An 8,430-nucleotide genomic window follows, 5' to 3' on the forward strand; every position below is an offset into this window, starting at 1 on the left:
GGGTCCGGGGTGGGCCTCACCACACGGGTCCGGGGCGGCCGCCCCGGACCCGTGTGGGTGGGCTCAGCCGCCCGGCGACGCCGCGGCGCCCTGGGCGGCCTGGTAGGCCTCGACGGCGGTCTGGAGGTCGGCCAGCGCCTGACCCTGCGCGGCGAAGTCGCCGTTGCGCTGCGCGTTCTCCAGCGCCTGGAGGGCGGCGTTGATGTCGCTGACCGCCTGCTCCATCGCCGGGACGTCCGCCGTCCCGCCCGCATCGGGTGCCGGCTCCACGGGCGTCGTCGGCTCGGCCGGGGTGGTCGGCTCCGTGGGCGTCGTGGGCGTCGGCGTCCCGTCGCTGTCGGTGGCCGACTCCCCCGCCCCGGCGCCGAACACCTGGTCCAGCGCCTCGGCCAGCGTGTTCGCGTAGCCGACCCGGTCGCCGTAGTTGACCAGCACCTTCTGCAGCAGCGGGAAGGAGTTCTCCCCCGTGCCCTCCACGTACAGCGGCTCCACGTAGAGCAGGCCGTTCCCGCCGATCGGCAGGGTCAGCAGGTTGCCGAACACCGCCCGCGACTCCTGGCTGTTGAACAGCGTGAGGTCCGGGCGCACCTGGTTGTTCGTGATGAACGACTGCTGCACCTGCTGCGGACCGCGGAACGGGGTGTTGCCCGGCAGCCGCAGCACCTGGATCTCCCCGTACGTCGCCGGGTCGCTGGACGCGGAGATGAACGACGACAGGTTCTCGCGGCGGAAGGCGTTGAGCGCGCTGGTCAACTGGAAACTGGCCTGCTCGTCACCGGGCCGCTGCGCCAGGATGTAGTACGGCGGCTGCGCCTCCTGGGTGTCCTGGGTCGGGTCGGCCGGCACCTGCCAGCGGTCGTTCTGGTTGTAGAAGTCGACCGGGTCGCTGACGTGGTAGCGGGTGAGGATGTCCCGCTGCAGCTTGAACAGGTCCTCCGGGTAGCGGACGTGCCCGACCAGTTCGTCGGACATCTGGTCACGCGGCTGGATCACCCCGGGGAAGGACTTCATGTACGTCTCGAGGACCGGGTCGGCCTCGTCCCACTCGTAGAGGGTCACCGTGCCGTCGTAGGCGTCCACGGTGGCCTTCACCGAGTTGCGGATGTAGTTGAACTGCTCGTTCGGCAGCGCCGTCGTCCCGGTGCCGGTCAGCGCGTCGGACGCGGCCTCGCCGAGCTCCATCGACTCCGAGTACGGGTAGGAGTCCGACGTCGTGTAGCCGTCGAGGATCCAGGTGACCCGGCCGTCGATGACCGCCGGGTACGGGTCGCCGTCCACCTCGAGGAACGGCGCGGCCTTCTCCACGCGCTCCCGCGGGTCGCGGACGTAGAGCACCTTCGAGCCGTCGTTGACCGCGCTGGAGAGCAGGAAGTTCCGCTCCCGGTAGTAGATCGCGAAGGTCAGCTGCCGGAAGAAGCTGCCGATCGCGACGCCGCCCTCGCCGTCGTAGGTGTTGTTGATCTGGCCCTCGTCGGAGCCGTCCTCGGGCTGGTCGAACTCGCGCGGCGTGGCCCCCTCGGGAGCACCCACCACCGAGTAGTCGTCGATCAGCTCGCCGTAGTAGATCCGCGGCTGCTCGACGTCGATGTTGCCCACGGTGGGCAGGTCGCGGGTGGTGAAGTTGGGCTCGCCGCCCTCCTGCCCCGCCACGACCTCGTTGGCCGGGGCCGCGACGAAGCCGTTGCCGTGCGTGTAGACGGTGTGCCGGTTGATCCAGGTGTCCTGGTTCTCCGACAGGCCCTCGCTGTCGAGCTCACGGACGGCGACGACGTAGTCGCGGGTCTCGCCGTCGATCGTGTACCGGTCGATGTCCAGCTTCTCCGGGAAGCCGTAGACGTTGCGGATCTGCTGGCGCGCGGTGAACGTGTCGGCCAGGACGTTGGGGTCCAGCAGCCGGGCGTTGGGGATCGTCTCGGTGTCGTTGCGCAGCTCGGCCAGCGCCGCCTGCGTGTCCACCTCTTCGCCGGTGCTCTGCTGCGCGTAGTCGATGTACTCGACGTCGGCGAGGTCGTAGGCCTGCCGGGTCGAGGCGATCGCCCGCTCGATGTAGTCCGACTCCCGCTGGTCGGCGCTGGGCCGCACCACGAACTGCTGCACGATCGCCGGATAGGCCACGCCGATGACCAGGCTCGAGAGGAGCAGCAGCACCAGCGCGGCGGCCGGCAGCCGGAAGTTGCGGACGACGACGTTGGCGAAAAACGCGATCGCGCAGACCGCCGCGGCGAACACGAGGATCGTCTTGGCCGGGAGCAGCGCGTTGACGTCGGTGTAGCTGGCGCCGCTGAACAGCTCGCCGCGGTCGGAGTAGACCAGCCCGTAGCGGTCCAGCCAGTAGGCGGCCGCCTTGAGGGCGACGAACAGGCCGAGCAGGACCGACAGCTGGATCATCGCCGCCGAGGTCAGCTTCTGCCCCGGCGTCTGCAGCCGCAGGCCGCCGAAGACGTAGTGGGTCAGCAGCGCCCCGATCAGCGACAGCAGCACGATCGCGAAGCCGAAGCCCAGCAGCAGCCGGTAGAAGGGGTAGTCGAAGACGAAGAAGGAGGTGTCGAGGCCGAACTGCGGGTCGGTCTGGCCGAAGTCGGTGGAGTTCCGGAAGGTCAGCCACGTCTCCCAGTTGCTCTGGGCGGTGAACCCGGCGAACAGGCCGAGGACGACGGCGACCGCGCTGAGCACCAGGGTGCGGCGCGGCTCCAGGGACTGGCGGTACCGCTCGAGGTTCTGCTGCTCGAGCGACATCGGCCGAAACGTGGGCCGGAACCGGTAGGCGAGGTAGATCGACAGCGCGGTGAGGCCACCGGTGGCGACCCCTGCGATGGCGAACAGCAGGGCACGCGTCTGCAGCTCGGTCCAGAAGACCTCGGTGTAGCCGGTCTCGTCGAACCAGAGGTAGTCGACGTAGACGTTGGTGAGTGTCCCGATGGCCGTGAACAGCACCAGCAGCACGGCGATGGCCCCGATGACCACCTTCGCGCGCCGCGAGAGCGTCGGCACGGACACGGGGGGCCGCATGGCCACGAGCGGTCTCCTTCAGTTGCGGTCGTGGCGGGCAGCCACGGGGTTGCCGGCCGCGGGTGGCCGGGCCGGCCGGCACGGCTGCCGGCGCGGTCCGTCAACCCAGACCAACGCGCGGGACCGCGCCGGGTTCCCCGATCGCCCACTCCGGCCGACAGCTTCCCCCACGCCGGCGACGGCGTGCGGCAGGGGCGTCGTCAGCAGGGTTCCGGTGTCCGGTCCGCGCGGAGGTCGGCGAGGGCCTCGAGGGCGTCGTCGAGCGTGGCGACCCGCGCCGTGGTCAGCCCCGGCTGAGGGGCGGCCAGCGCGTCGGCGCAGTTGTCCGCCGGCACGAGGAACAGCTCGGCGCCGATGTCGGCCGCGGCGACCATCTTCAGCTGGATCCCGCCGATCGGGCCGACGTCGCCGTCGGCGTCGATGGTCCCGGAGCCGGCCACCATGGCACCGCCGGTCAGGTCGGTGTCGCCGACCAGGTCGAGGATGCCGAGGCTGAGCATCAGCCCGGCCGACGGACCGCCGACGTCGGCCACCCGGATGTCGACGTCGAACGGCGCCGAGGGCTGCTCGCGGACGAGCACCCCCAGCAGCGAGCCCCCGCCGTCCTCGGCGGTGCCGGTGGTGACCGTCGCCGTCCCCGGCCGGCCCAGGCGGGTGTAGCCGACGGTGACCGTCGACCCGCCGGGGATCGAGCCCAGGACCTCGTCGAGCGCCTCCGTGTCGGGCGTCGGGCGGCCGTCGACGCTGTCGAGCGCATCGCCCTCCTCCAGCAGCCCGTCGGAGGGCGAGTCGTCCGACAGCCCCCGCACGACGACCTTGACCGGGTGGCCGAGCTGGGCGAGCGCCGCGGCCTCGGCGGCCTCCTCCGAGCTCAGGAAGGCCTTCCGGTTGGCCTCACGGGTCTCCTCCACGCTGCGCCCGGAGGGGTAGACCGACTCCTCGGGGACGACGCTGACCTCGTCGTCGAACCAGCCCCGCACCGCCTCGACGAGGCTGAGGCCGGCGCGGCTGACCCCGACGGTGGTCAGCGTCAGCTGCCCGTCGACGTCGTTGCGCTCGCGCCCCTGGACGTCGATCACCGGCTCGCCGTCGATCTCCCCCAGCGTGTCGAACGTCGGCCCGGGCACCTGCGCGACGTAGGGCACCGGCACCGCGGCGCCGAGCAGACCGAAGACCACCAGCAGCACGACACCGACGCTGAGGACGGCCATCCGACGGGTCACGACCGGCCAGCCTATGTCGCGCACCTGGACGCGGCCGCGGCCTCGGCGGTTCCCGGTTCCGCTGCGGGCGGACGGCGACCCGGCGGGAAGATCACGCGTCTACCGTGGGGGCATGAGCGATCTCCCGTTCGGCTTCGGCGTCCCCGACCGCGACCCCGAGCGTCGCGGCGAGTCCGGATCGGGGGCCGGCAACGACCCGTTCGGGTTCGGTGCCCTCTTCGGTGGCGGCGGCGCGGGCGCGGGCGCCCCCGAGGAGCTGCTCGCCAAGATGCCCCTGTTCGCCGAGCTGCAGAAGCTCATGAACTGGTCGGGCGGCCCGGTCAACTGGGACCTCGCCCGGCAGGGTGCGATCAGCGCGCTGGCCGCGGGGTCGCAGCCGACGTCGGAGTCCGAGCGCACCGCCGTCGCCGAGGCGCTGCGACTGGCCGACCTGTGGCTGGACCAGGTGACGGAGCTCCCCTCCGGCGTCGACCGGCCGCTGGCCTGGTCGCGGGTCGAGTGGGTGGAGCAGACCCTGCCCGCGTGGAGCAGCCTCATCGACCCGCTCGCCGAGCGCGTCGTGTCCGCCATGACCGGCGCACTGCCGCCCGAGGCCGCCGCGATGGCGGGACCGCTCGGCGGGCTCATGGGCCGCATGGGCGGGGTCCTGTTCGGCGCCCAGGTCGGCCAGGCCCTCGGCCGGCTCTCCGGAGAGGTCCTCACCAGCACCGAGATCGGGCTGCCGCTGGCACCGGCCGGCTCCGGGGTCCTGCTGCCGCAGAACGTCGCCGAGTTCGCCACCGGCCTCGACCGCCCCCTCGACGAGGTGCGGCTCTTCCTGGCGCTGCGCGAGGCCGCCTCCCAGCGGCTGTTCGCCCACGTGCCGTGGCTGCGCCAGCAGCTGCACGACGCCGTGCACGCCTACGCGCGGGGCATCAACGTCGACCGCGAGGCCATCGAGCGCGGCGTCAGCGAGGCGATGGGCTCGATGGGCGGCATCGACCCGACCGACCCCGAGAGCATCCAGCAGCTGCTGGGCAGCGGCCTGCTCGAGCCGGAGGAGACCCCGGAGCAGCAGATGGCGCTGCGCCGGCTGGAGACCCTGCTGGCCCTGGTCGAGGGCTGGGTGGACGCCGTCGTCGCCGCGGCCGCCGGTGAGCGGCTGCCCGGTCACGGCGCGCTCGCCGAGACCATGCGCCGCCGCCGGGCCTCCGGGGGTCCGGCCGAGCAGACCTTCGCCACCCTGGTCGGCCTGCAGCTGCGCCCGCGCCGGCTGCGCGACGCGGCGACGGTCTGGGGTGCGATGGCCCAGCGGTACGGCAGCGCCGAGCGGGACCGGCTGTGGTCCCACCCCGACCTGCTGCCCACCTCCGACGACCTCGACGAGCCGCTGGACTTCGTGGCCCGTCAGGGGGCGGACGACGAGTTGCGGCGCCTCACCGCCGACGACGCCGAGCGCCGCCGCGACGCCCCCGAGGAGGGCCCGCAGGGCTGAGCCCGGGGGCGCTCAGTCGACCGGGTCGTCGTCCCCGGTCGACGGGCTCTCGCCCCCGGGCTGCGCGACCTCGACGCCCTCGAGGAACCCGCGGGCCCGCTCGGCCCGCGGGTAGCGCGCCACCAGCGCCCAGAAGCGCGCGTCGTGGCTGGGCTCGATGAGGTGGGCGAGCTCGTGGACCAGCACGTAGTCCACGACGTACTCCGGCATCGTGCGCAGCCGGCTGGACAGCCGGATGGTGCGGTCGGCCGGGGTGCACGACCCCCAGCGCCGCTGCTGGTTGTCGACCCAGCGCACGCTCGCCGGCTGCGGGACACCGTCGAGGTGGGTCTCCGAGAGCGCCCGCGCCCGGGCCATCAGCTCGTCGTCCCCACCCAGGGAACGCCGGCGCCGCTCCTCGCGGGTCTGCAGCTTCGCGACCATCTGCGCCACCCAGCGGCGCTCCTCGGCGGGGCTGAAGGCGGCCGGGATGAGGACGACGGTGCGGCCGGACTCCCGGTAGGCGGTCACCGTCCGGCGGCGGCGGGCGCTGCGCCGCACCTCGACGTCGTCCGGGAGCACCGACGCCGACCGCCCGCGCGCCACCCCGGCGCTGGGGACGGCGCGGGCAGCCCGGCGGTCGTCCGGTCGTGCGGCGGGGACGGGGCCGTGCGTGGCGTCGGGGGTCGTTCCGGGCACGCAGGAACCGTAGTTCCCCCGGCCGACGCACCGCGCCAGGACCCGCCCCCGCTCGGGGGTTTGTCGCACGGACGGTGGACACGACGGCGCCCGTCCCGGGGACGCGCCCCGTCCACACCCCCCGGTGCGGTGTTCCCGCAGGTCGGCCGGGAACCAGGGCACTGGTCACAGGCCCCGGCGCGCGCCCGTCCCCGGCCTGCGCACAGCGACACGCCGCCACGTCCCCACCCCCTCCACAGGTCTGTCCACAGGCTGTGGGTCGACGGAGCGGTCGCACCTCCCCGTGGACCGGGGAGGGCGCCCGGCGCCGGGTAGCGTTCCCGGGCAACGGCGCCCGAGACGGGTGCCGAGAGGTCCGGACGACGAGGAGGCACCGTGGCGGAGAGCTACAACGGCTACTGCGTGAAGTGCAAGGAGAAGCGCGACTTCGACGGCGAGGTCAAGGTCAGCGAGTCCGGCCGCCGCATGGCGCAGGGCACCTGCCCCGTGTGCGGCACGAAGATGAACCGGATCCTCGGCAAGGCCTGAGTCCCCGGCCCCGGACGGCGGCGTCCCGCACTGCGGGCGCCGCCGTCGTCGTCCCCTGGCCTGTGGACGACGCCAGCGGGCCGGCCGCTCCCGCTGGCACCCTGCCGGCGTGAGTGAGACCGCGCACCCGCTGCTCCCCCCGACCGTCCCCCTGCTGCGGTCGACCACCCCCGGTGGCGACCCCGCGGTGCAGGTGGGTGGTGTCGACACGGCCGACGGCCTGCTCGTGGGCCCCGACACCGGCCTCACCGCACTCCTGCGCGGGCTCGACGGGCGCCGCCCGCAGCGCACCGTGGTCGCCGAGGCCGCCCGCGCCGGTCACGACCCGGCGGCCGTCGCCGATCTGCTCGACGGCCTCCGGGCCACCGGACTGCTGGTCGACCTCGACGCCGCCGACCTGCTGGCCGCCGATGCGGGGCCGGCCGCCGCCGCCCGGACGCGGGCGGAGCTGCCCGCCGCGACCGGGCCGGGCGCCGTGCGGCTCCCGAGGGGCTCGGCGTGGCAGGCACGCCGGGCGGCGGCGGTGGTGGTCGAGGGAGCCACCCGCGTGGGGGTCCCCCTCGCCGCCCTGCTGGCCGCCAGCGGCGTGGGCCGGGTCAGCGTCCGCGACGGCGGCCTCGTCGCCGCCGAGGAGGCCGTCGTCGGCGGGCTCGACGCGGCGGACGAGGGGCGTCCCCGGGCCCTCGCGGCGGCCGACGCCGTCCGCAGGGCCAGCCCGCAGACCGACCTCCGGCCCCTGCCGGCCTGCACGTCCCCCGACCTCGTCGTCCTCACCGGTCCGTGGACCGCCTCCGACCCGACGGCCGCGGAGCTGCTGGCCCGCGGTGTCCCCCATCTGGTCGCCACCGTCCGCGGGGAGACCGGCGTGGTCGGACCCCTGGTCGTCCCGGGCGCGAGCAGCTGCCTGCGGTGCGCGGACCTGCACCGCAGGGACGCCGACCCGCGGTGGCCGGCCTTGGCCGCACAGCTGACCGCCGGTGGCGGGGTGCCCGGCGGGGCCACGGTCACCTGCCTGATGACGGCGGTGGTCGCGGCCGTCCAGGCGCTGGCCTACCTCGACGGTCGCGCCGCACCCGTGGCGCTGGGCGCGACCCTGGAGCTGCGCGCGCCCGACCTCCTCCCCCGCACCCGGCGCTGGCCGGTCCACCCGGACTGCGGCTGCACGCCGGTGGTGGCCCCTGTGGGGTGACCCAGCAGGCCTCCGACGGCGCCGTACCTGCCGCTCGGGGGACAATGGCGGCAGAGTGCGCCTGCGGCCCCTCACCGGGGGCAGCCGCGACCGCGGCCGACGAGCGCCAGCGAGGAGGACACGTGACCGAGCTTGCGAGGTCACGCGGGCGCACGGCACCGCCGGTTCCGCGGCCGAGGAGCGCCAGCGAGGAGGACACGTGACCGAGCTTGCGAGGTCACGCGGGCGCACGGCACCGCCGGTTCCGCGGCCGAGGAGCGCCAGCGACGAGCGGCGCGGAACCGAGCTTGCGAGGTCACGCGGGCGCACGGCACCGCCGGTTCCGCGGC

Annotated in this window: 6 protein-coding genes; 3 read left to right on the forward strand and 3 right to left on the reverse strand. The window is 74.4% G+C overall.

Annotated elements, in window-relative coordinates:
- Window positions 1-63: 63 nt before the first annotated feature.
- Both ACI78Q_RS21340 and ACI78Q_RS21345 read right to left on the reverse strand, forming a co-directional pair.
- Complete coding sequence (locus ACI78Q_RS21340) at window positions 64-3,009, reverse strand: UPF0182 family membrane protein (RefSeq protein ID WP_456925469.1); 2,946 nt, start codon at window positions 3,007-3,009, stop codon at window positions 64-66.
- 200 nt (window positions 3,010-3,209) lie between these two features.
- Complete coding sequence (locus ACI78Q_RS21345) at window positions 3,210-4,232, reverse strand: YlbL family protein (RefSeq protein ID WP_456925465.1); 1,023 nt, start codon at window positions 4,230-4,232, stop codon at window positions 3,210-3,212.
- Window positions 4,233-4,344: 112 nt separating this feature from the next.
- On the opposite strand from ACI78Q_RS21345, the gene ACI78Q_RS21350 reads away from it, so the two are divergent.
- Window positions 4,345-5,706, forward strand: coding sequence for a zinc-dependent metalloprotease (locus tag ACI78Q_RS21350; RefSeq protein WP_456925466.1), 1,362 nt, complete (start codon window positions 4,345-4,347; stop codon window positions 5,704-5,706).
- Between the two features lie 12 nt (window positions 5,707-5,718).
- On the opposite strand, the gene ACI78Q_RS21355 is transcribed toward ACI78Q_RS21350, so the two are convergent.
- A complete protein-coding gene (locus tag ACI78Q_RS21355) occupies window positions 5,719-6,384 on the reverse strand; it encodes a M48 metallopeptidase family protein (RefSeq protein ID WP_456925467.1) in 666 nt (221 codons plus the stop codon).
- 375 nt (window positions 6,385-6,759) lie between these two features.
- On the opposite strand from ACI78Q_RS21355, the gene ACI78Q_RS21360 reads away from it, so the two are divergent.
- Window positions 6,760-6,912 (forward strand): DUF5679 domain-containing protein, encoded by a 153-nt coding sequence (locus ACI78Q_RS21360; RefSeq protein ID WP_012950213.1) that lies wholly within the window; start codon window positions 6,760-6,762, stop codon window positions 6,910-6,912.
- Between the two features lie 109 nt (window positions 6,913-7,021).
- Window positions 7,022-8,101, forward strand: coding sequence for a ThiF family adenylyltransferase (locus tag ACI78Q_RS21365; protein ID WP_456925468.1), 1,080 nt, complete (start codon window positions 7,022-7,024; stop codon window positions 8,099-8,101).
- Window positions 8,102-8,430: the final 329 nt, after the last annotated feature.

It is taken from the genome of Geodermatophilus sp. SYSU D00705, from assembly GCF_054050135.1.

What these genes read in the sequence shown, in the direction of transcription:
- ACI78Q_RS21340 (WP_456925469.1), bottom strand. Translation starts at nt 3,009, where the DNA reads ATGCGGCCCCCCGTGTCCGTGCCGACGCTCTCGCGGCGCGCGAAGGTG.
- ACI78Q_RS21350 (WP_456925466.1), top strand. Translation starts at nt 4,345, where the DNA reads ATGAGCGATCTCCCGTTCGGCTTCGGCGTCCCCGACCGCGACCCCGAG.